The 26,314-nt window shown below is 57.5% G+C and carries 21 protein-coding genes and 1 pseudogene; 11 read left to right on the top strand and 11 right to left on the bottom strand.

Going from position 1 to position 26,314, the window contains the following annotated elements:
- Window positions 1-12 precede the first annotated feature (12 nt).
- From AC07V8_RS02930 to AC07V8_RS02940, 3 genes are read left to right on the top strand one after another with little or no spacing between them, the layout of a single operon-like run.
- Window positions 13-2,460 (top strand): DUF5682 family protein, encoded by a 2,448-nt coding sequence (locus AC07V8_RS02930; protein WP_494676730.1) that lies wholly within the window; start codon window positions 13-15, stop codon window positions 2,458-2,460.
- A complete protein-coding gene (locus AC07V8_RS02935; RefSeq protein WP_494676729.1) occupies window positions 2,457-3,578 on the top strand; it encodes a VWA domain-containing protein in 1,122 nt (373 codons plus the stop codon). The genes AC07V8_RS02930 and AC07V8_RS02935 overlap by 4 nt, the downstream gene beginning before the upstream one ends.
- Entirely contained in the window at window positions 3,575-5,683 is a 2,109-nt protein-coding gene (locus tag AC07V8_RS02940; protein WP_494676728.1) for a YehQ C-terminal OB-fold domain-containing protein, read from the top strand. Before AC07V8_RS02935 ends, AC07V8_RS02940 begins: the two co-directional genes overlap by 4 nt.
- Here the strand turns inward: AC07V8_RS02940 and AC07V8_RS02945 are convergent.
- Window positions 5,680-6,012, bottom strand: a pseudogene (locus AC07V8_RS02945) (LysE family translocator); the annotation flags it as partial. The gene AC07V8_RS02940 and the pseudogene AC07V8_RS02945 sit on opposite strands and share 4 nt — an antisense overlap.
- Before the next feature lie 249 nt (window positions 6,013-6,261).
- Between AC07V8_RS02945 and AC07V8_RS02950 the strand changes: the two are divergent.
- Both AC07V8_RS02950 and AC07V8_RS02955 read left to right on the top strand, forming a co-directional pair.
- On the top strand, window positions 6,262-6,630 hold the full coding sequence (locus tag AC07V8_RS02950; protein ID WP_494676727.1) for a LecA/PA-IL family lectin: 369 nt from the start codon (window positions 6,262-6,264) through the stop codon (window positions 6,628-6,630).
- Between the two features lie 318 nt (window positions 6,631-6,948).
- Window positions 6,949-7,320, top strand: a complete 372-nt coding sequence (locus AC07V8_RS02955) for a hypothetical protein (protein WP_494676726.1) — start codon at window positions 6,949-6,951, stop codon at window positions 7,318-7,320.
- On the opposite strand, the gene AC07V8_RS02960 is transcribed toward AC07V8_RS02955, so the two are convergent.
- The 5 genes from AC07V8_RS02960 to AC07V8_RS02980 form a co-directional block, all read right to left on the bottom strand.
- Entirely contained in the window at window positions 7,307-7,828 is a 522-nt protein-coding gene (locus tag AC07V8_RS02960) for an anthranilate 1,2-dioxygenase (RefSeq protein ID WP_494676725.1), read from the bottom strand. The two genes, AC07V8_RS02955 and AC07V8_RS02960, sit on opposite strands and share 14 nt — an antisense overlap.
- A 152-nt stretch (window positions 7,829-7,980) precedes the next feature.
- On the bottom strand, window positions 7,981-9,126 hold the full coding sequence (locus tag AC07V8_RS02965) for a branched-chain amino acid ABC transporter substrate-binding protein (protein ID WP_494676724.1): 1,146 nt from the start codon (window positions 9,124-9,126) through the stop codon (window positions 7,981-7,983).
- A 72-nt stretch (window positions 9,127-9,198) separates the two neighbouring features.
- The gene (locus AC07V8_RS02970) at window positions 9,199-10,317 is read right to left on the bottom strand and encodes a porin (RefSeq protein ID WP_494676723.1); all 1,119 of its coding nucleotides are present in this window, start codon (window positions 10,315-10,317) and stop codon (window positions 9,199-9,201) included.
- A gap of 77 nt (window positions 10,318-10,394) precedes the next feature.
- Window positions 10,395-10,793, bottom strand: coding sequence for a RidA family protein (locus AC07V8_RS02975; protein ID WP_494676722.1), 399 nt, complete (start codon window positions 10,791-10,793; stop codon window positions 10,395-10,397).
- Between the two features lie 23 nt (window positions 10,794-10,816).
- Window positions 10,817-12,037, bottom strand: a complete 1,221-nt coding sequence (locus tag AC07V8_RS02980) for an amino acid aminotransferase (protein ID WP_494676721.1) — start codon at window positions 12,035-12,037, stop codon at window positions 10,817-10,819.
- Window positions 12,038-12,233: 196 nt separating this feature from the next.
- On the opposite strand from AC07V8_RS02980, the gene AC07V8_RS02985 reads away from it, so the two are divergent.
- From AC07V8_RS02985 to AC07V8_RS03005, 5 genes are all read left to right on the top strand, one after another.
- Entirely contained in the window at window positions 12,234-12,710 is a 477-nt protein-coding gene (locus AC07V8_RS02985) for an Lrp/AsnC family transcriptional regulator (protein ID WP_494676720.1), read from the top strand.
- A 427-nt stretch (window positions 12,711-13,137) separates the two neighbouring features.
- Window positions 13,138-15,075, top strand: a complete 1,938-nt coding sequence (locus AC07V8_RS02990) for a thiamine pyrophosphate-binding protein (protein WP_494676719.1) — start codon at window positions 13,138-13,140, stop codon at window positions 15,073-15,075.
- A gap of 113 nt (window positions 15,076-15,188) precedes the next feature.
- Window positions 15,189-16,793: a flavin monoamine oxidase family protein gene (locus AC07V8_RS02995; protein WP_494676718.1), complete on the top strand. Its 1,605-nt coding sequence runs from the start codon at window positions 15,189-15,191 to the stop codon at window positions 16,791-16,793.
- Between the two features lie 175 nt (window positions 16,794-16,968).
- The gene (locus AC07V8_RS03000; protein WP_494676717.1) at window positions 16,969-17,382 is read left to right on the top strand and encodes a PPC domain-containing DNA-binding protein; all 414 of its coding nucleotides are present in this window, start codon (window positions 16,969-16,971) and stop codon (window positions 17,380-17,382) included.
- Between the two features lie 123 nt (window positions 17,383-17,505).
- The gene (locus AC07V8_RS03005) at window positions 17,506-19,593 is read left to right on the top strand and encodes a TonB-dependent copper receptor (RefSeq protein ID WP_494676716.1); all 2,088 of its coding nucleotides are present in this window, start codon (window positions 17,506-17,508) and stop codon (window positions 19,591-19,593) included.
- A 3-nt stretch (window positions 19,594-19,596) separates the two neighbouring features.
- Here the strand turns inward: AC07V8_RS03005 and AC07V8_RS03010 are convergent, their stop codons facing one another.
- From AC07V8_RS03010 to AC07V8_RS03030, 5 genes are all read right to left on the bottom strand, one after another.
- Complete coding sequence (locus AC07V8_RS03010) at window positions 19,597-21,555, bottom strand: exotoxin A binding domain-containing protein (RefSeq protein ID WP_494676715.1); 1,959 nt, start codon at window positions 21,553-21,555, stop codon at window positions 19,597-19,599.
- Window positions 21,556-21,622: 67 nt separating this feature from the next.
- Window positions 21,623-22,483 carry a hypothetical protein gene (locus AC07V8_RS03015; protein ID WP_494676714.1) on the bottom strand — a complete coding sequence of 287 codons (861 nt, stop codon included), beginning with the start codon at window positions 22,481-22,483 and terminating at the stop codon, window positions 21,623-21,625.
- Between the two features lie 373 nt (window positions 22,484-22,856).
- Window positions 22,857-23,348 carry an Hcp family type VI secretion system effector gene (locus AC07V8_RS03020; RefSeq protein ID WP_211441025.1) on the bottom strand — a complete coding sequence of 164 codons (492 nt, stop codon included), beginning with the start codon at window positions 23,346-23,348 and terminating at the stop codon, window positions 22,857-22,859.
- 420 nt (window positions 23,349-23,768) lie between these two features.
- Entirely contained in the window at window positions 23,769-24,908 is a 1,140-nt protein-coding gene (locus AC07V8_RS03025) for an NHL repeat-containing protein (RefSeq protein WP_494676713.1), read from the bottom strand.
- A gap of 77 nt (window positions 24,909-24,985) precedes the next feature.
- Complete coding sequence (locus AC07V8_RS03030) at window positions 24,986-25,510, bottom strand: thermonuclease family protein (protein ID WP_494676712.1); 525 nt, start codon at window positions 25,508-25,510, stop codon at window positions 24,986-24,988.
- 82 nt (window positions 25,511-25,592) lie between these two features.
- On the opposite strand from AC07V8_RS03030, the gene AC07V8_RS03035 reads away from it, so the two are divergent.
- Window positions 25,593-26,267, top strand: a complete 675-nt coding sequence (locus AC07V8_RS03035) for a haloacid dehalogenase type II (protein ID WP_494676711.1) — start codon at window positions 25,593-25,595, stop codon at window positions 26,265-26,267.
- Window positions 26,268-26,314: the final 47 nt, after the last annotated feature.

Raw genomic sequence — 26,314 nt, forward strand, 5'->3', positions numbered from 1 at the left:
AATACTCCACAAATGTTGCCGACTTCGGACGCCGTCCGCGCCCTCGGCGCCCAGCTCGTTAGCGCAGAGCTGATCGTCTTTCCGGTGCGGCATCACAGTCCGGCCTGTGCGTGGCAGTTGCATCGCTTATTGGGTGACGTCACACCCTCTGCCGTGCTGGTGGAGGGGCCGCGCAGCTTTACTTCACTCATACCTCTCTTAACCCACGCCGAAGCACGCATGCCATTGGCGATATACACCTATGCGGTGCGACGCAATAAGGAGGTGGATAAAGAGGAGCAGGCGCTACGCCGGGCTGCCTACTATCCTTTTTGTGATCATTCACCGGAACTCGTCGCTTTGCGCACGGCGCAGGGACGTGGCGTGCCGGTGCGGTTTATCGATCTGGATTTCGCCGAGCAATGCCAAATAGATGGGCAAAGCCGTGATGAAGAAGCCCAGTCTTTGCTTGATGAACATCATTTCCGGCGCAGTCGTTATCTGAGCGCTTTAGCGCAGCAGCTTGGTTGCCGTAACCACGAAGAGTTGTGGGAGCATTTATTCGAAGTGCCGGCGACGACGCGTAGCTTAGAAGCGTACGTGGCGGATATGGCCGCATATTGCCATTTGGCCCGGATAGAATGCAGTGACGACGAACTCGGAGCAGACGGCACGCTGCAGCGTGAAGCTGAGATGGCGTGGCATATCCAACAAGCGCTGAGTCAACGCCAGGCTGGCGACGGTCCGGTGGTGGTAGTCGTTGGCGGCTTTCATGCGGTTGCCATGCCAACCTTATTGGCTGGGACGGTGATACGTCCTTCAATTTCTCGCAGCAACATCAATGACGAGTCCTCGGCGATCATTCGCTACAGTTTCGAGCGTCTTGACCGTTTGAGTGGTTATTCGGCGGGGATGACATCGCCTGCCTGGCAGCAACTGCTGTGGCAACAAACACTAAAATACGGCAAGACGGACGCTGAGAACGCTTCACGTATCCGGAATGAAGCGGCACTCATGATGCTCTTCGAGATCGCCGTTGAGTTGCGCGAGCGTCACAAACTGGCGCTGCCCATGCCGACGCTGGTTGCAGCATACGAACATGCGCTGCAGTTGGCCAACCTGCGGCAACGTCCGGCGCCAGCACGCGACGATGTGCTCGATGCCGTGACCAGTTGCTTCATCAAGGGCGACGCCGACGCCGACGGCGCACTTGTGCTGGCGGTAGCACGACGCGTCTTTAGCGGCCAGGCGATGGGGACGGTGCCGCCCGGTGCCGGCACGCCGCCGCTGGTCAAGGATTTTGAATATCGCGCCCGTCGCCAGCGCCTGAAAATCGACGATTCACAGCCGAGGCGCGCCGTGCTCGATATTTACCGCCGGCCAGAACATCGGCTTACGAGCCGTTTTTTGCATGGTCTCAATTTATTGGGTGTGCCAATGGGCGTGCGCACGGTTGGGCCTGATTTTGTTAATGGCACCGGGCTCGAGAGGTTGCAAGAGCATTGGGAATACACGTACACACCATCGACTGAAGCCGCTTTAGTCGAAAATTCCGTATATGGCGTGACGGTAGCGCTGGCGGTGGCGAATCGCTTTAGCGCCAGGATTGAACGGCTGGAATCGCAGGGTGAGAGGCGTGATGCCCGGGTTGCGGCCGCATTGCTGATGCATGCCTGCGTATTGGGTTTGCATGACCATCTGCCAAGGGTTGTCACGGCGCTACGGGAAGCAATTGGCAAAGATGCGGCATTTGATTCAGTTGTGGCTGCCGCCAACAGTATAGGGCTGTTGCTGGAGTCGCGCGAACCGCTGGAGACACGCGATGTAGCTGAAATCCCGCCATTGTTACAGGCGGCCTACGAGAGGTCAGTCTACCTCGGCGGAGAATTGCCGGCTGCGCCCGGTGACGACGGCAAGATACTGTCCGCGCTGTCGCAGTTGCGTGAACTATTGCTGAGCACTGCCGGTCGCACCCTCGATGCCAATCTTTATTGGAATATGGTCTTAGCGTTATACACCCATCACCAGGCGGCATTGGTCCGCGGTGCCTGCGCCGGACTGCTGTACTCTGCAGGAAAGCTATCCGAAGCAGAATTGGGCATGGCATTGAATGGCCATGTAAACGGCTTGATGGCGCCACCCGAGGCGGTGAGCTTCTTACGTGGTCTCCTATTCATGGCACGCGAAGCGGCATGGCAGCAGCCAGCCATACTTGGGGTGCTTGATCAATTATTACAGCAATGGGATGAGAGTGCTTTTGTTACTACATTGCCTGAGTTGCGTTTGGCTTTTGCTGAAATGACGCCGAAGGAAACTGACCGCGTCGCAGAATCCGTGGCGCAGTTGCATGGTGCCGAGGATCTAGGCCGCCTGGTTCGTTATGATTTGTCGGCCGCGGAGGTCCAGGCTAATCTGATCTTGTCGGGCGCATTGTCCGAGCTCCTTACTGCAGACGGCTTGCAATCATGGGGAAGCGCATGAGTACGCTCGACCGCTGGCGTCTGGTGCTGGGAAAGTATGCCGATCAACGTTTGCAGGGATCTGGCAGCGGATTGTCTGATGCGTACGGACGCATGGACCGGGCGCTGGAATTTCTCTATGGACGCGAGTATCAAGGGCGGGGACTACGCAATGATTTGGCTCCTGGCTCGCTCGATCCCTCACAACTGACTCTTGTGACCTGGTTGTCAGAAGTACGGGAATTGTTCCCTAACGACACCGTGGAAGTCATTGAAAAGCACGCTTTAGACCGCTATGGCTTGACTGAGCTGGTGACCGACCCGCAGACCTTGACGCGGCTCGAACCAAATCAACAATTGCTGCGCACCTTGCTTGCCTTGCGCAATCACCTGCACGGTGAAGTGCTGCACCTGGCACGCCGCATCGTCAAGCAGGTAGTTGATGAAATTCGCCGCAAGCTTGAGCCTGAGGTGCGGCGGACGTTATCCGGTCGTCTCAATCGTTTTAGACATTCGCCGATGGCGGCGGCACGAAATTTCGATCCTATCGGTACGCTGCGGAAAAACCTCAAACACTACGATAGGCAACGTCAACAGCTGGTCATTGAGCAATTACGGTTTTTTGAGCGCAATACGCGACGCCTGCCTTGGGACATCATCCTTTGCGTTGACCAGAGTGGCAGCATGGCTGACTCGGTCATCCATAGTGCTGTAATGGCGGGTATTCTGGCAGGTTTGCCGGCTTTTCGGGTCAAGATCGTTGTATTCGACACTAATGTGGTCGACCTCTCTGAGTATGTCGACGATCCTGTCGAGATGCTGATGCGTGTGCAACTCGGCGGCGGCACCGACATTGGCCAGGCAGTGCGCTATTGCTCCCAATTAGTGGAGAATCCCCATCGCACGGTGTTGGTCTTGGTCACGGACTTTTGTGAAGGTGCAGCACCTGCCGAACTGGTGCGTGCTGTCGCAAAACTTGCCGAGGCGCGGGTAAAAGTGCTGGGTTTGGCGGCTCTCGACGGCCAGGCGCATCCGATGTATGACCGTCAGATGGCCGAACGCTTGGCAGCCTGCGGCATGGAAATTGCCGCGCTCACACCGCAACGCCTCGCACACTGGCTGCTCACGGTGATTTCATGAATTCGTTACGGGAACAATTGCAAATGCAGTTGAGTCGTTTCGACGACGAGGCTTTTGCTGCACTGGCCAACCGTGGCTTGTTGCGGCGCGCGAAGAAGGATCTTGAAAAGCAGCATATCAGCATAGTTAACGAATCCCCTGATGCATTGACGCTGGGTTTTGACAGCTTCAATATCCGCTTTGATATTCGTGGTCCGGCTCAGGCCCAATGCAGCTGTCCAGCCGCAGGGATTTGTCAACATATCTTGGCTGCCGCAATCGGACTGCAACAGCTGACTTCAAGTGATGCCCCCAACGCCAGCGCCGCACCCGATGGGGACACCCTGGAGCAATTGCATGCAGCGCTCATGCAGGTAACAAGTGATGAGTTGACTCGGTATGCGGGAAAGCCCGGTTACCGTTGGGCATGGCAGTTTGTGCATGATCTGGAGGGGGAGGAGGCGATGAGGATAAGTGGCGAACGTCATCTTGTCATTCAATTCACACATCCCCGCATGAGTTTCAGGTATATGGGTGGTGGCCTTGATAGCTTGATTGCTGATGTAGAGATCAGTCAGATCGAGAAATACCGCGTGGCAGTTGTGCTGGCATATCAACGCAGTCATGGTGGCGGTATCACCGCACCTGAATCTATTGGGAAAGACCGTTCAGCATCTTTAGACCTAGGCAAAGATCATGCTGAGGTTGAGTTGGTTGGAGATGCATTAAGAGATTCCCGCATCCGATTGCGAGAGAGTATCAAACAATTGATCGAGGAGTGCATCGCTCTAGGTTTGTCGCATTTGTCGCGTAGCATTTGCGACCGTTACGCGACTCTGGCTGTGTGGGCGCAGGGAGCGGAGTTTTATCGACTCGCGCTCCTGCTGCGTCGTTTAGCTGATCACGTTGAGTTGTTGCTGGAACGTGCTGGCGGCGCCGATGAACACCGGTTGTTAGACGAACTGGCTCTGGCTTTTGGTCTGGTCAGCGCACTCGATGCTGCCGAAGCAAAGGGAATGCTACCCAGTTATTTAATCGGCAAGGCTCGTAGCCGCTATGAAGGAGCCGGTACGCTTGAATTGATGGGGCTTGGCGCCTACACGTGGCGCTCGGCTTCCGGCTATGTCGGACTGACGATGGTGTTCTGGTCGCCGCAAGACCAGGGGTTTTTGTCTTGTACCGATGCGCGCCCGGAGCAACAGCGAAGTTTCAATCCCGTGGCGCGGTATAAGTCCGTCGGACCTTGGAATGGTTTGGGGGCGCCGGCTCAGGCGACGGGCCGACGTGTTATGTTGACTGGTGCCCAGCTTAACGCCGCCGGCAGACTCTCCGCGGCTGGAACCACTTCGGCGTCGGTGAAAACTTTGGAGTTGAGCGCTAGTTTTGCCGAACAGCTTAAGCCGTCTAAGAACTGGGCTGAACTAATGAAAGCACGTAGCCTGGTGCGGCGTAGTCTGCTAGCCGAGCCTCAGCCGATGAAGGATTGGGCTGTATTGCAGCCAGCTAGATATGGCAACGCCGAGTTCGACGAAGCGCGCCAGACCCTGGTATGGCCGGTGTTTGACGAGAACGACCAAGCTCTCAACGTTGAACTGGTCTATAGCGAGCAGACTGCGCATGCTATTGCACGTATAGAGCAGATTGAGCGAGGGCAGCTACCGGTCGGCACCATGCTCGTTGCTCGCATGCGCGGCAGTGTTAACGGCCTGGTTGCTGAGCCTTTGAGCCTGATGCGGCTAAATGCCGACGCGGACGAAAATCCGGTAGACAATCTTTATTTTGATGCTGCACCCGAGCCGGAACGTGCGGCAGGATGGCTCGATAAGCTGCGACGCCTTACCGCGCGCACTGAGAAGGCTGCGCCAGATCACGCAAAACCGATTTTGGTAATGCCATCAGCTTTGCGGGAATGTCGCCATTGGCTGCAGCGCCAGGCAGAGCGTGGTGTGGTGGAGGGGACTGCGCCGCAGACGCTAGATCAATGGTCGGCATTGCAAGAGCGCGCCAATGCCGCGGGTCTGACGGCATTTCGCCAGGTAGCGCTTCCCAATAGCCATGTAACAACGCAATTATTGAGAGCTCATTATGTTTGCATGCAGTATGAGCGATTGATCGAAGATGCCTAAATGCCGGCTCTATAAGCCGTAAATAACAGTCTAAGCCCAAGAGTTGCGATCGCGCCGGCGGCGACGCGGCCGTTTTCTGAAAAGACATAAGGCGACGACTGCGTACCAGCCGGCTTCGACCGCAAAAACCAGCGGCGGCAGGGCGAAATAACACCACAAGGGCGGATCTGGGGAAGCAGCGCCGCAAAGATGCTGCCATAGGCAACGGCCGTCTTCGGATTGCTCAATTGCGTACTGAGGCTGACCCAGAACGATTTGCGCACATTCCCGCCGCTTGCAGGCTGGTCGCTGTCCCCCGCAGCTTGAAGGCAAGATGGCTGCTCGCTTCCCATATCCACAGATCAGTCACGCGGGCTGATTGGAATTCAATGTCGTGGGAAGGCAAGCTGACAGCTAGGCCTGTACCCGTCAAAGTTGACAGCTGTCTCGCTTTTCCTATTGCGCTCTAATGTAATTGTCAGACCGGTTGTTCCCTTCCATCGTTAAAGAAGGAGGCTATCCACGACAAAAAAAAGCAATTGTTCCATTGTACGAAAATGCATGCATCCAATATGTTTAACCACAACTGGAGGTAAATCATGGCTTGGACTGGCACAGTAGCTGCTAACGCACAAAACGGACAGGCAACAAGCGTCACCTACAATCCTGGGGACGTGATAACGATTGTTGCATCAGGATGGGCCGGCTATGGTCCGCAACCCAACTGGGGACCGCAAGGCGACAAGACTCATCCGAATCAAGGCTTGATATGCGGAGACGCATATTGCGGTGCGCTGGTGATGAAAATCGGATCGAGCGGCTACATTCCGGTGAACACGGGATTATTCCGCTGGACGGCTCCGGCGCAGACGCAAGGGCTGATTACATTCGTGTATAACGACGTACCGAATACCTACGGCAATAACTCCGGTTCGTTCACCGTAAGCATTGGAAAAGATGCATCCTGATATCGCCCTCTAGCTGCTGGAGCGACAAGAAGGCCTTCTTTGCCGAGGGCCTTTCCAAGGTTTTCATTGGTAGGAAGACTACTGCTTTTCCTCGCTGGCGACGACGCCATCACCGCCCGATATCCGGTTTGGGCCTGGCGCATCAGGCCGTAGGATGCGTAGCGCGACCTATCAATTCCGACAGGTTTCAGGGTATGAATAACAACTTACAATTGCGCGGCTTGCCGATCGTCGCCGCTGTCAATCTCCCGGTAGCAGCCGGTCCGCTTGCTTGACCCGCGTATCCTGTTGGCCGTCCCTTTTTTCCGGAGCATCGCTATGTATCTTTACCCGACGTCGTCCATGCTCCCCAAGCCGCTGGTGCTGGAAGGCGTGGAGGGGAAATTGGGTCTGGCGCATACGCCGGCTGCTGGCATGACGATCGAGATCGCTGCCTACCCAGGCATGAGCGCGGGTGACGTAGTACGACTGAGCTGGCTGGGGCGCGCGGCTGACGCTACGCCGTATTCTTATTTCGAAAGCCGGGATGTTTTGAGTTCAGACATCAATCGGCGGGTGCGCTTTGTGGTGCCGAAGAATCTGCTGGATCGACTGGCGGGCGGTTCGTTGACGCTCAGTTACAGCGTGATTGCCGCCATGAAGGCGGAGCTGACTTCGCCTGAGCTGACGCTCGAGGTCATGGCGGGGTAGGTGCCGTTACCATCATCGGCGCCACTATCGGCGCGGTTGGCGTCTCGGGCGCCCCACGCAGCGTGTCATATCCCACACGGCGCTTTGCGCCGCGCCATCGCGCTGCAGCCTTGACCACCCGGTCCAGGTAAGGTCCAGCCTTATACACAAAAGATTCTCCGTTTTGCAGCGTCCTTATCACCACATAGCTAGGCGCGGCATCGATGGCGTCGGCATTGACGGTATTGATCATCAACCCTGAAGCCGGGCGACGGTCCCCGTGCGCTTCGTGCGCCTCGTGGGGATCGGCATGCTGCAGCGATAGCAAGCGGTCGCGCAGCATGCACTGGCTGTCGAAATAGAGAACTCCGATCGGCAGCGGATTGCCGGCATTATCACGTGGCATGATTTCGTATAGATGACCGTCGGTAAAAAACTCGGTCCATTCTTCAAGACCGTAATAGTTCGCCGAATTGGCGCATCCTTGCGGCAATTGGTAAATTTCGAACCACAACGTCGTCTTGTCCATGTCATTGGATGCTGAAAATACCCATCAAATTTTCATCTATATCTACTGCGCTGATATTGCCGCTCCCGGCGTCTTGCCGATAATCCTGCGCGTGCCGGCAAGGCTGTCGCTCCATGGTGGATGAAAGGCGCCAGGAGCGCCGCTTGCAGTCCCTACTTGACCGTGGCGATCTTGGTGCGCACGCCGCCCTTGTAGGTGTACAAAGTCAAGGAGCCATCCTTGATATCGCCTTTCGAATCGAAGGCAATATTGCCGGTGACGCCCTTGTGACTGAGCTTGGCCAGGATCGGCAGGTATTTTTTCGGATCGGCGGAACCGGCCTTTTGCATGGCATCGGCCATGGTCATCAGCGAATCGTAGACATATGGTGCGTAGATCACGACGTCCTGGTTGAATTTCTTCTTGTAGGCGGCCTTGAAGTCATCCATGGCTTTTTTCTCGGAATCAGGCACGCCGCCGGCTTCCGCGCAAACGACTTGCTCGTCTTCCAGGCCGTCGCCAGCCAATTTCGGCAGATCCGAGCTGCACAAGCCGTCGCCGCCCATGAACTTGGTCTTGATGCCCAGCTGTTTCATCTGGCGCAGCATCGGACCGCCGACTGCATCCATGCCGCCGAAGAACACCATGTCTGGATTCTTGGCTTTGATCGCAGTCAGGATGGCGGTAAAGTCGGTAGCCTTGTCGTTGGTGAATTGGGTTGTGACGATCGTTACCCCCGCGGCTTTTGCGGCTTTGCTGAACTCTTCCGCAACTCCTTGGCCATAGGCGGTACGGTCATCGATGACGGCCACGCTTTTGGCTTTCAGGGATTGCGCGGCATAGCGGCCCAAGGCGCCGCCCAGCTGACTGTCGTTGGCGACTACGCGGAAGGTCGTGTTGAAACCCTGCCGGGTGTATTTGGGATTGGTTGCCGATGGCGAGATTTGCGGAATGCCGGCATCGTAGTAGATCTTCGACGCCGGGATCGTGGTGCCCGAAGTCATGTGGCCGATCACGCCGCTGACGCGGGCGTCGACCAGTTTCTGGGCCACCGAGGTTGCCTGTTTGGGATCGGCGCTGTCGTCTTCCGACGCCAGTTCGAATTTTGTCTTTTTGCCGTCCAGCACGATGCCTTTGGCATTCAACTCGTCGATCGCCATGCGGGCGCCGTTTTCATTGTCTTTTCCCAGGTGGGCAATAGCGCCGGTGAGCGGGCCAACGTGACCAATCCTGACGACTTGTTCCTGGGCCGACGCCATGCCGGCCAAGGCAAATGCCATCGTTCCGCAGAGTGAAATCATTTTTGTATTGCGTTGCATAAACGTCTCCTGATAATTATAAAAATATCCGGCCGCTGAAAAGGGCGTGCATTGCGGCGCTATCGTCAAAAATTAGAAAGAATGGGTGATGCCTACGTTGAACAGCGTTGAGTAATCGAAAGCGCTGCCATCGTGACCGTCGTAGCCGTCGATACCGAAAGCGGCGCTGCCTTTATTGATGATCTTGGCGACCGAAGTATAGAAAGTGGTCCGTTTCGACAGGGAATACAGATAGCCCAGGCCGTACTGATCAGCGCTGTTCGCATTGGAGTTGCGGCCGGCGGAGCGATTCCAGCTTGCCATCACTTGACCGCTCTGCCCAAGCGGAGCGCTAACGCCAAGCAAATAATAGTTGGCCTTGTCGACAATACCTGCGGAGTCGGCTGTCTTGGTTGCGGCTAAAGTGTACAGCTTGGCTGGCCCGAAGTCATAGGTGAGGCCAAGGGCATCGCTCCGTTGATGGAAGCCGAGCGTGCCTGGACTCACGACCCCGGCGCCGTGATCGGTGATGTGGACGTAGCCGAGGTACAGCGGACCGTGCTTGTAACTCAAGCCGGCCACGGCGACGTTGCCCTGGCTGGACCCGGCCACTTCGCCCAGGCTATACAGCAGGCTGCCGCTAAAGCCGCTGAGGTTCGGTGAATCATAACGGATGCTGTTGTTGGAGCGGATTGCCCCCAAGCCGATCCAGCCCTGTTCCGGTACGCCTTTCAATCCGCCGACCGGGAACAATGCCTTGTTGCCGATTTGAATATTGCCGGCCGAACCGGCCAGGCCGACGCCCATCGGGTCGACATTGTTGAGCAGCTCGAATGCCGGCGTATCCTGGCGTCCGAGATGGACCGAGCCGAAGCCGCCGTTTAAACCGACGTTGGATGCACGGCCAAACATCACGCCGCCTTGTTCAGAGGCGCCGGTATCCATGCGGATCCCCATTTCCAGCTTGAAATCGGCGCTGAGTCCGCCGCCCAGATCTTCCTTGCCCTTGAAGCCGAGGCGGCTGCCGGCCAGATTGTTGCTGGCGTTCGAGTCGAGGCGGACTACTGCGGGATGGGATTGCAAGCCGCCGTTGCTGCCGGAAAAGCGGTCGAGCGACATGTCGGCGATGCCGTAGATGGTCACGGACGTTTGCGCTGTGGCGCTGCCGGCGATCAGCATGCCTGCCGCCAGCTGCATTGGGAATTTCCTCATATTTATCTCCTCCTTGGTTTACGTCGAATAAAGTCTCTCCCTATGTTTTTTTGTGTGGAGAGACGGAAAAGGTGTTGTCAGCCCGCCGCGGGCGCCGCCTGGTCCGGTATCCGTACATAGGCAACCATTTCGATCAGCATGTCTGGATGGGCGAAGCCCTTGACCGCGATGCTGCTGCGATTCGGATGCGGGGCGTAAAAATACTCGCGGTAAATGGCGTCGATGACCGGCATGTCTTGCGCGGAATCCATGTAGATCAGGACTTGCAGCACGTCTTCCAGGCTGCTGCCGGCGGCCGCGACCGTGGTCGCCAGGTTGTCCAGCGTCAGCCGGGTTTGCGCGCTGATGTCGGCGCCGGCAATTCTGCCGCCGGCGTCGACCGGGCCGTGGGTGGTGAACATCACGCCATTGGCGTGGGTGGCCCAGGAGAAGGGCTGTGCCGGCTTCGGCAAGCCGGTTTCAATGGTGTCTGGCATGTAAATTCTCTCCAGCTTCGTTATCAGGCAAGCGCCCGCTGCTGCGCGCGTGTCCGCAGTACATCGGCAAGCGAGGCGGCGACATGTTCGAGATTGGCGTCGTTGAGTCCGGCTACGCACATGCGGCCGGAACGCAGCAGGTACACGCCTTGCCGTTCGCGCAACAGATCGACTTCCGCCGGCGTCAGGCCGGTGTAGCTGAACATGCCGCGCTGCGCAGTCAGGTAGGCGAGCTCGGCCGGCGGCAGCTGTTGTTGCAGCAGTTCCTGAAGCTTGCTCCGCATATGCTTGATGCGAGTCCGCATCTGGCCGACTTCGGCGCTCCAGTTGGCCGCCAGTCCTGGGCTGCCGAGCACGGTCGCAATCAGCCGCGCGCCATACAGCGGCGGGCTGGAATACATCCTGCGCACGGTTGCCTTCAGCTGTCCCAGCACGGTCGCTGCTTCGCTTGCGTTGGCGGCGACGAAGGACAAGCCGCCGCAGCGCTCGCCATACAGGGAAAAATTCTTCGAGAAGGAATTGCTGACCACGAACGACAGGCCGGCATCGGCCATCGCCCGGATCGCCCAGGCGTCTTCCTCGACACCGTCGCCGAAGCCTTGGTAGGCCATGTCCATGAAAGGGATCAGCTGGCGCCGTTGCAGCAGCGGGATCAGTTGCTGCCATTGCTCCCGCGAGAGATCGATCCCGGTCGGGTTATGACAGCAAGGTTGCAGCAGTACGATGGCATGCGCCGGCAGGGTCGCTATGCAGGCCAGCATCTGCTCGAACTTGAGGCTGTTGGTGACGGCGTCGTAGTACGGATAACTGTGGATCTCCAGGCCGGCGCCGGCAAACAGCACTTGATGGTTGTCCCATGTCGGATCGCTGACCCAGACCGCGCTGCCGGGAAAATAGGTCTTCAGGAATTCGGCGCCCACCCGTAAAGCGCCGGAGCCGCCGACTGACTGGATGGTGGCCACACGCCCGTCGCGCAGCGCCTGGCTATCCTTGCCGAACACGATTTCCTGCAACAGCTGCCTGTATTGCGCCATGCCTTCAATCGGCAAGTAGGCGTGCGGCCTGTCCTCGTTCGCCAGCATGGCTTTCGCCTGGCGCACGCTGTCGAGCACCGGGATGCTGTTGCTGTTGTCGTAATACAGGCCGATGCTCAGATTGACCTTGCTGGCGCGCGGATCGGCCTGGAACGCCTCGAACAGGGACATGATCGGGTCGCCCGGGTATGGGGGGATGTGCTTGAACATTGCTTACGGTCTCCGTGGATGATGGATGTGTCTGCCGCGTGCTCGGATCGACTTCTTTTCCGTCTGCGGGCATGTCTTTTATTGAAAAATATGGTATCAAGGAGGGCGCTTAATATTTCTCCTCTTTGCAGCGCGAATTGAGCGGAATACGCAAAATAATTCCGTTTATCGTTGGTTTTTCGGTGGAATTTTCAATATGAATCTTGACCCCATAGATCTGCGCATCCTCCGTCACCTGGAACAAAATGCAAAAATCACCAACCAGGAGCTGGCCGAAGCGGTGAATTTGTCCGCCTCCGCCTGCTTCAGGCGCGTGAAATTAATGGAAGACGCCGGCGTAATTGCCGGGTATCGATGTGTGATTTCGTCGAAAGAAGTCGGACTGGAGTTCGAGGCATTGGTAAATGTGTCCATGCGGCATGATGTTGAGCGCTGGCATGAGAATTTCGTGAGTTCGCTGAGCCGCTGGCCGGAGGTGGTGGAGGCGCGCATCGTGACCGGCACCACCAACTATGTGTTGACCGTCCGCGTCAGAAATCTCGATCATTATTCCGATTTTGTGCAGCACAAATTGCATAAGACGCCTGGCGTCATGTCGACGGATTCCAGCATCGTGCTGGCGACGCTGAAGAAGGACGGATCGGTGCTTGACTTGATCAAGCCGTCCTCATGAGAAATCGGCAATGTCGTTGAAGAACGTGTTGAGATAAGGGCTCAATTGTCCTTTTACTTGCCGCTGCTATTGCCTGTCCGTGATTGCTCTTCGGAGAAGCACAATATCAAAGATTGTCCACCTATCAATTGTGGCAGGTTTCCCTGCGGAAATACCGGCATACAATTGTCTGCATCGCTTCCCGCTCCCTTCATTCATCGCCTGACGACATCTCCGCAGCGGTAGCGGCGTAGTTGACGAACGAGAAGACCGCGTTTGCCGATATCCGCGGACACTGGCCCGGATCGGCGGGGAGCTTTGCCAACAGTTCATCACGGTATCGAGACAAAGAAGCAGGGCAGGCTGTCGTCGCTTGAACAGTAGGAATAGATGCATGTGCGGTCCGGTCTTTTTTAGCTGGATAACTTGGTCTACATAGGGGGAGAAAATGGCGGATAAGCTTGGGCAGGCACCGACGCGCTGGGCGCGCGACTACGTTTTCGATATCTTGAGCGAACTTGGCATTCACTATATTTTCGGTGTGCCGGGAACCAACGAGATTCCAATTATCGATGGCACCTCCTATCCGGAAAACAAGGTGGAGTACATTGAGTGCCTGCATGAAAACATTGCGCTCGGTGCGGCCATGGGGTCCGCGCGCATGACCGGTTTGCCTGGGGTGCTGGTAGTGCACGTCACGCCGGGTATTGCGCACAGCATCGGCAATTTATTCAATGCTTCTCGCTCACAGGTGCCGCTGGTGATTCTGTGCTGCCAGCAGCAAAATGAACTGGTGACCCAGGAGCCGCTGCTGGCATCCAATCTGGTTGATTTAGCCAGGCAATACACCAAATGGGCGCACGAAGTACGCGCTGCCGAAGAACTTCCGCTGGTGCTGCAACGGGCCTTTAAAGAAGCGATGGCGGCGCCGAACGGCCCGGTGTTCGTATCGATTCCGTGGGAATTCACCATGCGCGAAATCGGCGCTGACGACAAGATCAAAGGCGTAACGCGCATTTCGCCGCATTTCACCGGCGCACCGGAGTCGATTACCCAGGTTGCCAATGCGCTCAAGGAAGCAAGAAACCCCATCATCATCGCTGGCGATGCGGTCGGCTATGCCAACGCCTGGCCGGAACTGCAGCAAATGGCGGAGTTGATCGGCGCGCCCGTATTGCTGCAAACCTTCAGCGCCGTGGCGAATTTCCCGAATGACGATAGCCATTGGCAGGGTGAGCTGCCGGGTACGCAAGCCGGCGTGCAAAGTGTATTCAAGGATCATGACGTGGCATTTCTGTGCGGTTTTAGCAACCAGGCGCAGATCACGATTTTCAAATATTCGGATGGCGCTCTGATTCCCCCAGCTGTCAGGCAGGTTTACCTCAGCAATAATATGTGGGATATAGGCAAAAATTATTATGGCGAAGCGGCAGTGTTTGGCGACATTAAAGCAACGCTGCCGCTGATCAATGCACAGGTAGGCAGCGAACCGTCTGCACCGGCCGCGGCGCGCAATGCGAAGCTGGCCGTGCTGGCGGCGCAGCGGCGGGTGCAATGGGATAAGTATTTTGTTGAAGCACTGGCGGCGCCGAATATTTTGGCGGTAGTCATTGCCCAGGCTTTGCGTGAAGAAATCAAGCAACGCAATCTGAACCGGAAATTTGTCTATGTGCACGAGGCGGTTTCCGATCCTGCACCTTTCCAGTACCTGCTGCCGTTCGGCACGGAAGGCGCCGCGCCGATCAGTTATTACTGCGTTGGCGGCGGGTCGCTGGGCTGGTCGATGCCGGCGTCGCTTGGCATCAAGCTTAGCCCGCAAGGCTGGCAACAGATCGATGCCGAGTTTGTGGTGGCGGCGGTGGGCGACGGTTCGTCGCTGTTTTATCCGCAAACCTGGTGGACCGCGGCGCATCGCAAATTGGCGGTGCTGTACATCATCACCAATAATCATGAATACCACACCCTGCAAAACGGCTTGCAACAGCTGGTCGCAGCGTATGGAGCCGCGCCTGGCTATGAATGGCATCCCAAAGACAACAATACGGACCCGTCCTATCTGCGCATACAAAGTCCGGTGATGGATTTTGTCGCCATTGCAAAAGCACTGGGAGGCCTAAGCGGTGAAGTGGTCGACACTCCGGAAGGCGTCAAAGCAGCCGTGCGGCGCGGCATGGATCATGTCCTGCAGCATCAGCAAGCCTATGTTCTGGATATGCGTACCGCCCAGAATCCGCCACCGCCGCCCAGCACGGATGACGACACCGGCAAACAAGCAAGACAAGCAAGAGCCCCGCTGCAGCCTGCCTTGAATTTTTTCCACCAGCAAGGACCGCTGCTTGCTGCCGCAGGGCTTGGCGATAATCAGAATACACCGGTGATTTTCTAAGCGGCGTTGGCAGCAAATGCGGTGCCCAGGGCGCAACCGGGTTTTGACATGCTGTCCGGCTAGGTCCAGGGATTCGTTCTTCCACTTACTTGCAAAAAAGGGGATTACGCATCATGGCAGATGAAAAAATTGATATCGCCATCGTCGGCGGCGGGGTTTCCGGCGTATATAGCGCATGGCGGCTGAAACGAGCCAACCCGAAACAAAAAATCGTGGTGTTCGAAGGAAGCGATCATATCGGCGGGCGCTTGCTGTCGGTGACGCCACCCGGGATTCCCGACATGGTGGCGGAACTGGGCGGCATGCGGATTCTGCCCAAAGTACAACCGCTGATCAGCACCCTGATCGATGTGCTGAATCATTTACTGCCGGATAGCGAGAAAATCAAGCTGTATCCTTTCCCTGTTGACGAACCGCAAAACATCGCTTATCTGCGCGGCACTTATTTGCGCTTGTCCGAATTCACTACCAATCCGGACAAGGTTCCGTACCGGCTCGGCTTTCCGAATCACGGGCAAACCGCCGGTTCCGTCATGATCAATGCAATTGAGCAGATTGTGCCGGGCATTACCAATCCGGATCTCACCGAAGACCAGCGTCGCGAAATGGCGCAGCAAGCCAGTTTCTCCGGCAAGCCTCTGTATCAACAGGGATTCTGGAATGTGCTGATGCGCGTCATTAACGGTGAATCGTATCAATATTCATTGGACGCGGGCGGGTATGACTCCACCATGAGCAATTGGAACGCCGCCGACGCCATCCCCTGGTATTTGTCTGACTTCGGCGTTCAGCCGGTTTACAAAGGGTTCACCAAAGGTTTCCAGGAAGTGCCTCGGCTTTTGGCAAAATTATTCACCGAGGCAGGCGGCGAGGTACGTTTGAACAGCAGCGTGTCGGCGCTTGCAAGTCTGGATGGCGCAGTTGAATTCCAGGCCGACGGCAAGTCGATCCGCGCCAATTCCGTGATCCTGGCCATGCCGCGCCGCTCACTGGATCTGCTGGCTGACAGCAGCCCGATCTTGCAAGAGGCCAGTGGCTTGATCGCTTCCGTGACGCCGCGTCCGCTGTTTAAATTATTTACCACCTATGCCAATCCATGGTGGCGCGCAGCCGGATATAGCAAGCCTGACGGCAGCGTAGTGCCGGTAGAAGCCGGCCGCAGCGTGACTGATATTCCGGTACGGCAAACCTATTACTGGCCGAAAAGCGATGGCACGTCCGTCAAGACTGGCCCCGCGATGTTACTGGCCAGTTATGACGATGGCGACAATACCGGATTCTGGGACGGCCTGCGGCCGCAGAGGCATCAACACAAGGCCAGGGGGCAGGATGTCGCCAAAGTGAGTGAACCGTTCGTTGCCGAAAACCGTAAACCGAATCCGGAACTGGAATGGGACCAGCACCAGGCGCCATACCGCATGGTGACCGAAGTGGCGCGCCAGTTGGCGACCATGCACGGCTTGAGCTATACCCCGAAGGTGCAAGATGCCTGTTTCCGCGATTGGGGCGATGATCCCTTCGGCGGCGGCTGGAATAGCTGGAACATCGGCGTAAAGAGCTGGGAAGTGAAACAAAAGATCATCCAGCCGATCGGCCGGCAGCCCTTGTATATTTGCGGCGAGGCCTATTCCGATGCCCAGGGTTGGGTCGAGGGGGCGTTGCAAACCGCGGATATGATGCTGGAGAAATTTGGGCTGGACAAATTAGAGAATCCCTAAATCAGGCAAGGAAAACCCGGAAAATTCCGGGTTTTTTTTCATGGACGCGACTGAGGGCGGGCGGGAATTGCTGATTGATTGAATATTACACGTCCTGCTCGATCAGCGTTGCGGGCTCTCCGGTCATGCGCCATTCAATGTAATATCTTTCCCAAGCCTAGCCTAATGATCCCCCATGCAAACCCTACCTCTACGTCTCACTCCCGGACAGGATCTACGCTCGGTTCTGGAAACTGTACTGATCGAACATGGCGTCAGCGCCGCTTTTGTGCTGCAGGGTATTGGCAGTTTATCCCATGCGCATCTGCGGTTTGCCGGGGCAAAACAAGCTACCGAACTTCGCGGTGACCTGGAGATGCTGACACTTGCCGGATCGCTCTCGGCCGATGGCGCTCATCTCCACATGACGGTAGCCGATGCGCAAGGTAGCGTGCTGGGCGGCCACGTAGCGCCCGGATGCATTGTGCGCACGACAGCCGAGCTGCTGGTGGCGTTATTGCCGGAGCATCGTTTTGTCCGCGAACCGGATGCGGTTTCAGGTTTCGACGAGTTGGTGATATCGCCGCAACGACGTCCCGATGGCATTTGAGCCCAGCAGGCATCAAATGTCAGTCGCTTGCCGCCACAGGGTGCGACAATTAGCCGCATTCTTTTTGAAGGGATGCGCTTCTATACTCGGCGGGAATTTTTCTCAGCCATTTATAGGATGCCCATGCTTTATGTTCCAAACGCCCGCCCTCAATTCCTGCCTGCGCTGATCCATGCAGCCGTCGTCAGTTCCAGCGCGCTGACCGCCGGCGCCGTTGCCAGCGATGTGGCGACGAACGAAGCTGTACTGCCGACAGTCGTCATCACGGCTGCGCAAGAGACTTCACCTCTGACCATCGTAGTCGACCCGAAAGCGCCGCGGCAGCCGATACCGGCCAGCGACGGCGCCGATTACCTGAAAACCATCCCGGGCTTTTCCGCCGTGCGCAACGGCGGCACCAATGGCGATCCTGTCTTGCGCGGCATGTTCGGCTCGCGCATCAATATTCTGAACGACGGCACCACCATCCTGGGCGCTTGCCCCGGCCGCATGGATGCGCCGACTTCTTATATTTCGCCGGAGAGTTTCGACAAGCTGACTGTCATCAAAGGGCCGCAAAGCGTGATCTGGGGACCGGGAGCATCGGCCGGGACGGTGCTGTTTGAACGCAAGACGGAACGGTTTTCAGAAACTGAAAATCCCGTCCGCTTTGACGGCGGGCTGACGACCGGATCGTACGGCCGCAATGAGCAGAGAGCGGATCTGACTGCCGGCACGCCGGATGTCTATGCGCGTGTCATCGCCAATCACGGCAAGGCCAATGACTACAAGGATGGCAACAATCAAACGGTGGCGTCGCGCTGGGATAAGTGGAATGTAGACGCTGCGCTCGGCTTTACGCCGGATGCCGATACCCTGCTGGAATTGAACGCCGGCGTTGGCGACGGCTCGGCGGCTTACGCCGGACGCGGGATGGATGGCGTCAGTTTCAAGCGCCACAGTTTCAACGCAAAGTTCGAAAAGCGCAATATCAGCCAGCACGTCGCGAAGATCGAGGCGATGGCGTATTACAACTATGCCGATCACTTGATGGATAACTACACCCTGCGCAAGCCGGATCCCAAAGCCGGCATGATGAAAATGCCGATGGCGTCGGAAGTCGACCGGCGTACCGTCGGCGCCAGGATTGCCGCGACGCTGGCGTGGGACGATGCGCTGAGCCTGGTCACCGGCTTTGACATGCAACAGAACGCGCACCGCGCGCGCAGCGGCATGGGCATCGGCACCTATGCGCAAAAACCGTGGAACAAGGATGCCGCTTTCAGCAATGTCGGCATGTTTGGCGAGGCGACCTGGTCTGCAGCGCCGCGGCAGCGGGTCATCAGCGGCGCGCGCATCGATTACGCGACGGTAAAAGATGAGCGCGGCACGCTGGGGCAGGGCATGATGGCGCCGCCCAATCCTACCGCCGATATGGTGCGCCGGGTTACCTTGCCTAGCGGCTTTGCCCGTTACGAATACGATCTGCCGTCGAAAGCTGGCACGCTTTACGCGGGACTGGGCCATGCCGAGCGCTTTCCCGACTATTGGGAATTGTTCTCGCCGAAAATGGCGCCGGCCGGATCGCCCAACGCCTTTGCCGGCATTCGTCCGGAAAAAACCACGCAGCTTGATATAGGCGCGCAATATAAAGCCGGCGCATGGCAGTCCTGGGCATCGGCCTACGTCGGCGTGGTCAACGACTACATCTTGTTTTCCTATCTGCCGGGAGCGATGGGCGCAACATCGCAAGCTAACAATATCGATGCACAGATCATGGGTGGCGAGCTCGGCGCATCCTATGGTTTCGCTCCGCATTGGAAGATCGACAGTTCGCTGGCCTATGCCTGGGGCCGCAACCGCAGCGATGGCAAGGCCTTGCCGCAAATGCCGCCGCTTGATGCACGGCTTACCTTGAACTACAACGATGCGCGCTGGTCGTTCGGCGCGCTGTGGCGCCTCGTGTCAGCGCAAAACCGGGTCGCTATCAATGAAGGCAATGTCGTCGGCAAGGATTTCGGCCCGAGCGCGGGCTTTGGCGTCTTGTCGATGAATGCAGCTTATGCATTTTCCAAATCGGTGCAAATCGTTGCCGGCATCGATAACGTTTTTAACAAGGCGTATGCAGAACATCTCAATCTGGCGGGCAATACCGGCTTTGGCTATGCGGCCAATACTGCCATCAATGACCAGGGCCGTACTGCCTGGGTGAAGCTGGGGGTAATGTACTAAGGCTCATAGTTCCGTCCTGTCGTCTTTCGCGGGTTTTGTGGCATAGCCCGGCAAGCTGCTGATCTGCTTTTCTTCAAGCGCGACGGTGGCGGGATCGAGGGGGTTGCCGACGGTGCGGCTGTTGGTCGGGATCATCGAGGGAATCGCGACGGCCTGTTCAGCGAGCGGCCAGCCCAGGATCGTTTCGAGGCGATTGCCGCCTGCTGCTTCCGGTCCGGTGATCGATTCATACTGCAAGGGCAGCGGGTGGCCGATCAAACGCGCAACCTCTTGCGAAGCGCCCGGATGATCCAGCGCCAGACTGGTGGCAAAGAGTCGCGGGAGAGCGTTGCGCGGGACATAGATGCGCAACATCGTGCCGTTGCGGATGCGGCCGCGCGCATCTCCTTCCGCATCCTGCGCGTAGCCGTAGGCAACCGCGGGATCTCCGGCAACGTACAGGCCTTTCCAGATTTCCTCCAGGTCCTGCTGCCGGTTGTGGATTCCGCCAAACACGATACTCTGTGCGCCCTCCAGGGAGGTGCCGTGATAACCCGCAAAAACGTATCCCTGCGCCAGCAGGCGCCGGTGAGCAGCCTGCAGGCGGTTCAAATTCCAGTTTTGCGTGCCTTGCACGGTAAAGCTTGGCGGCTCCCCGTCATTCAAAAAGTGCGCTCCGGTGGGACTTTCATGCTGGACCAGCACGCCGCTGCTTGCGCCGGAGCCGCACGGGCGCGCGTCGGCCGGACAGGTGACGGCCAGCACATCGGCCTGTTGTGCGTTGGCGGCACTGGCGCCAGGATTGGCTGCCTGGTAGTTCCTGAAGATGTCGGCGGCCTGGGCGATGCTTTGGCGGGCCAGTTCCGGGCGTTCAAGGACCGCGCTTCTCAGGGCATCCAGAGGCACCGGATCAGGCGCGGCAACCGCTTGCCCATGAACCAGGTTATGAATCACCTGACGGAATTGGTCCAGCGGCAAGCGGGTGGCGATGTAAAGGGCTATCAAATTGGCCGTGGGGTTGCCGCACGAAGACCATTCTTCCCATCCTCTCGGCTTGCGTCTGCGCGCCAAGGACTCAAGAGGGATGCCGCATACCCGGTGGCTTGCCAGCGCTTCCAGAGCGTTGCCCTTGGCAAAATGGATGCGTTGGCTGATAGCCGGCTTGCTCGCCGGTGGCGCGTACTGGTCGACAGGCCTGCCTGCCAGGGTTTGATAGATTGCGCCTTCCCAGGTTTCTCCCAGACTGCAGCGGTTCTGGGTGACGTAGTTGTAAATGGCATCCAACGGGTCGAGCAGGCAGAGCAGCTTGCCGCTGTGCCACTCGCTCCAGCGTTTTTGGCGGTCATGGCTCGCAGGAGCGGCGACGTAACTGACGCCTGCGCGTCGTATCCCAAGCAGGCCCTGGCCCTGAGTGACATTCTCCTGAGTGACAGAGAAGGTGGCGAATGCGGGCCAGCGCGCGAGTGTTTTGTCGTCCACCTCCACGCTGTAAAGAGGCGAGATGGAGAGGACCTTGTTCTGGCCATCAAGATTCTTGAAGAAGACCTTGATGCTGGTGGGAGCATCATCGCCAACGGGCACCAGCCAGTTAAGCGACCAATGGTTTGCGCCTTGGCGCGCATACTTGAAATTCCTGGGCTTGCCGTCGGAGCCAACCAGGCTCAGCCTCAGGTTTTCTTGTTCGACAAAGACGGTGGCGACATCGTCAAGGCGCAAGGCCAGAACCTGGCCGTCGCCCACATAGTCTTTCATCATCATGGAGTAATGCAGTACGCCTTCCTTGCCGGGAGAATCCAGCGCAGCCTGCAGGGCCAACGGGGACTGATAGATTGCATGGGGGGCGGCGTAAACCAGGCAGTAGCTGCTGCAATCGTCCCAAAGCCTGAAATTTCCCTCTATCGTATTCGCCCTGGCGCTGCCGGTTCCGAGCAGGAAAAGCCATCCGAGCAGATAGATCCAGTATTGCGACATGAATTTGGACATGGAATTACCTCACATGGTGAAAACATTGTTAAAGCAAGCGGCCCGGGAAGGGAGGGCAGGACCGCGGCTACTGCATTTTCATTTTCAGACCTCCGCCAGGGGTGGTGACGATCACTCTGCCAGGCAGCTCAGGGCTGCGGCTTGACCTGCCTTCGCGATAGGTGTCCACCGTCACCGGCATCGAGGGAGGGGGCGCCGGCTGTCGCGGCTGGTCGTCTGCATATCGCTGCCTGCGCAGTGATTCGCCCAGTTCTGAAGCGGGTAAATGACGATCGTTGAAAGGTGGCAAGGTATCCAGGTCATGCACGTGACCTGGATATTCAAGCGGATTTGGCTGGCGTGTCGATGTTGTTTCGGGAGATGACAATGCGCAAAAGGCTGAGTGCTTGCGGGAGGCCGGTGCAGGAGACCCGAATGATTCGCTGCCATTCCCTTTGTTATCAATCCCGCCGTTGAATTTCACGCCGTCAGGATGCACTCCCATTCTGAATCCGACGCTATTCTCGCTGTAGTCCTCTACGCTGATGCAGTCGTCGCTGTCGTCCTGAAGAAAACGCCTGGCCGGCTTCGGTGCAATCTTTGCAGTCCGCGACGAAAACAGTTTCTTGCGTTCCATGGGCGATAAGGCATCGAGAGCGCGTCTTGCCTTGGAGTGACTCAAGGCATCGAATGCACGCCTCACGTGCACTTGGTCTTCGGTGTCAGAAGATTCGGAATTTGTTTCGATAGCCGATGCCGGCGCAACGAGTAATCCAGCAACAACAATGGATGTTGTGCGAAAAAAATAAGGCAAGCGTTTTCTCATGGGAATCCCTGTAAAAAAAGAAACGATATTTGCGGGGAAGGGCGCGTCGTTGCGCGGGCCTGCGCCGCAGAGTGAAGTCCTTGCTGGCGGCGCGGCTGGCAAAAAATGATTTTGGATGAACATCGAAGATGAGCATCTGGCGTGATGCTCACTGTGCATGCGGCACGTTATCTAACGGCGAGATTGTCAGATAACGGCGTAGCGCGCGTTGATGCGGCGGATACCTGCAGCGCCGGCAAGAAGCGGATAAATCAGCGAAGTCGAATTGTCTCTATTTTATCGCAAACGATAATCATTATCAATGGTGATGTCGATAAATTCGATTAAAGGCGTAGCGTCGCTAGTTGCTCGCGATGGCAAGTTACGCGTAGTGGGACTTGAAACTAGAGCGGACTGAGTTGCCGCTGGCAGCAAGAGATGCAAGTGCGCCTTGCAATATGGACGAAAAAAAACCGCAGCGTCGAGATGCTGCGGTTCTGTTTGCCGGTATCGGGAATTATACGATCTTGTTGGTCGACAGATCCCAGCCGCCGGAAGTGTTGCCGCCGGAGCCGCCGCCGATTTTTTGCTGGGTGTACTTCCATTTGACCTTGGAGTACTTCAGGCTGACTGTTTCGCTCAGCACGTCGCCTTCAGTGACGGATGGCGTGACATCGGAAATCAGCAGGTTCGACAGCTCGATTTCGAAATACTTGATGCGGTCGCCCTTGCCGTCGGCGCGCAGGAATTCGAACTTGGCGCTGTCGATGGTCTTGCCGGACGAGCAGTTCTGCAGCAGCAAAGGCGTAGCCAGGTCGGCGATCTTGGTGATCACGATGTCCTTGTGCTCGCAGCGCTCGGCTGTGTGGCCGCCGCCGGTCGATGCCGTAGCCGACTTCGGCTGCAGCACTTCCCATTGCACCGATTTGCATTCGATCCAGTCCTTGTGGGCGCTGTCGGTCGATTCGCCTTTGATGCCGTTGATTTGCAGGTATACGTCGATTGCCATGGTAATGCTCCCTTATTGAGATTGAGACTTAAGTGATGCTGGCCGTGCCGCCGCCAGACGAGTTAAAACAGAATGTTCTGTCTGATGAGGATCAAGCGCAGGACAAAATTCCAGTCACTAAAATGACTGCCGGGACTTTTGGATAGCGGCGCCAGATTGAGTGTTTAATTCACACATGCAACATTGACTTTATATCAGTCTGGCATGTTCAATTGCAAACAATTGTATCTTTTGGGCAATTAATTAGTTTCTATTATGCAACTATCGCATCAATTTCAGCGAATGTCCAATAAATCCCGCCGACTTGCGCTGTTCATTTGGCAATTTTTCCACAAATTCACAGGATGGATGGTTTTATTGCAAGTAACTGAGCGGGATAGCAAGAAATGACGCAGGGTACGCAGCGCTTGCCGATATAGATCAGAAATTGAAAAGGCACAGGCACGACGAGCCGTTGCCGCCGGATAGCAAGGTGGTGACCTGGCCGTCCGGCGTCACCTTGCGTAGCAGGTTGTTGCCGGTGTCGGCAATATACATGTTGTTGGCGGCATCGCTGGCGATGCCCTTGGGCAGGCTGAAGCGGGCTTTGTTGCCGCTGCCGTCCGTGGCGCCGGCATTGCCGGCTGCCCCCGCTAGGGTGCTGACGACGCCGGAAGCGGAGACGCTGCGTATCAGCTGGTTGCCGCTGTCCGCCACACGGATATTGCCCGAGCTATCCACTACGATGCCGTTCGGCTGGCTGAAGCTGGCGCGTTGGCCGCTGCCGTCGCTGCCGCCGCTGTTGCCGGCAGTACCGGCCAGCGTGCTGACGACGCCGGCCTGGGTCAATTTACGGATCGTGTTGTTGCTGGTGTCGGCGACATACAGATTCGCCGCGCTGTCGATGGCGATGCCTTGCGGTAAATTGAACTGAGCATTGCTGCCGGCGCCATCCTGGCTGCCGGCGTTGCCGGCGGCGCCCGCCAGCGTCGTGACCTGGCCCGCCGGACTGACCTTGCGCACGGTATCGTTGCCGGTGTCGGCGACATACAGGTTGCCGGCCGGGTCTAGCACGACGCCCCAAGGTTGGTTGAAGCGGGCATTTCCCGCAATGCCGTCAGCCTGGCCGCTTTGCCCAGCGCTGCCGGCCAGGGTCGAGACGATGCCGGTCGCGCTCACCTTGCGGATGGTGTTGTTCCGGGTGTCTGCCACATACAGGTTGCCCGCGCCATCAACCGCAATGCCGCCGGGCTGGTTGAACAACGCGCTCAGAGCGGCGCCATCCGTACTGCCGACATTGCCTGCGCTTCCGGCGACGGTAGTGGCGACGCCGGCTGCAGTGATTTTGCGGATGGTGTTATTGCCGGTGTCGCTGACGAACAGGTTGCCGCCGGCGTCGACTGCAATCCCGGTGGGCTGGTTAAAGCGCACATGATTGCCGCTGCCATCGCTGCTGCCGGCGCTGGTGTTACTGCTGGCGGCGTTGTCGCAGGAGGTCGTCTGATTATTCTTGCAGCAGCCGGCCAGCATCAGGCCAAGCAGGCAGAGGGAAAGTCCGGCGGGCAGTTTTTGTAGTCGCATTAAGATTTGCATCGGTTGAGCCCGGGCGAAACGGGCGAGCGAGATTCGGATTCAAGACAAAGCAAATTTAACATGATTTAGCAGCCGTATACTTTGCGTCCGTTAATCCATTGATAGCGGCCGCCGCGTGGCCCGACCTGGCAGGTGGCGCCGGTGGCTGTTCCGTGGCGGAAATGCCAAGGGGCGAGCGGACGCGGGTCTGACCATAATCCTGTCCTTGCGTTGCGGGCGGCTGTCTCCAGTATCTTCAGACGGCTGCCGTTTGCGCTGCGCGGAGCAGCCCAGGCCATGCCGCGTTCCACCTGGGCCCGGCTGACGTCAATGCCGTCGCAACGCAGCGTCCCCACGGTACGGCCGAATTGATCGATCGCTTTGGCGGTGTATCGCACATCTTTGCCCCAGCACAGCTGGTACAGTGATTGCCTGGCCTGCGGGCCGAACGCTTGCTTTATCTCCGGCGCGTCGATGCCGGCCAGGCGCAGCTTGAGCAGTTTGCGGCCAGCCTGCAGCGTCAGGCTGTCGCCGTCGGCTATGTGGACGATCTTGTGCGCATGCACGATCAGCGGTGCGAGCAAAAGGAAAGCGGCAAGGATTTTTTTCATTTACGCTGCAGAGGTGATCTCTATGGCGGCAGGAGATGCCGGCCTGGATTGCTGTCATAAACGAGCTTACAGAGGAACGGCAATGAAAAATATAAGAGGTATCGTATTCGATCTCTACGGCACGCTTTACGATGTGCATTCGGTCGCGGCGCCGTGCGACATCTACCATCCTGGCCGAGGTCGAGAGATGAGCGCCGTGTGGCGGCAAAAGCAGCTTGAATACACCTGGCTGCGCAGCCTGATGGGGGCATATGTCGATTTCGAACAGGTCACGCATGACGCCTTGGTGTTTGCATCGCGCCACTTGAAACTGCCGCTGGACCAGGCGGCCTGCTCCGCGCTGTGCCGGGAATATCTCAGGATCCAGCCCTTTCCCGAGGTGCCGGCCGCGCTCGCCAGGCTGCAGGCGATGGCGATACCGCTCGCGATTCTTTCCAACGGCTCGGTCAATTCGATCCGCAGCGTGGTCGCGGCGTCGCAGCTGGAACATCGCTTCGCCCATCTGATCAGCGCCGACAACGTCCGGATCTTCAAGCCGCATGACAGCGTTTACCAGTTGGCTGAACAACAGATGCAGCGTCACCGCTCCGAGCTCTTGTTTGTTTCTTCGAACGCCTGGGACGCATCGGGAGCGCGCCATTTCGGTTATCCCGTGTGCTGGATCAACCGTGCAGGCAATACCTTCGACGAGTTGGGCCAATCTCCTGATCACGTCGCGCAAGGACTGGAGCAACTGGCGGACTGGGTCGAAACCTAGGGTCAAATACCCGACCAAGCTATCACTTCCTTCCGTATCGATTGCCG

This window comes from Collimonas sp. GW821-FHT02H07 (genome assembly GCF_059421505.1).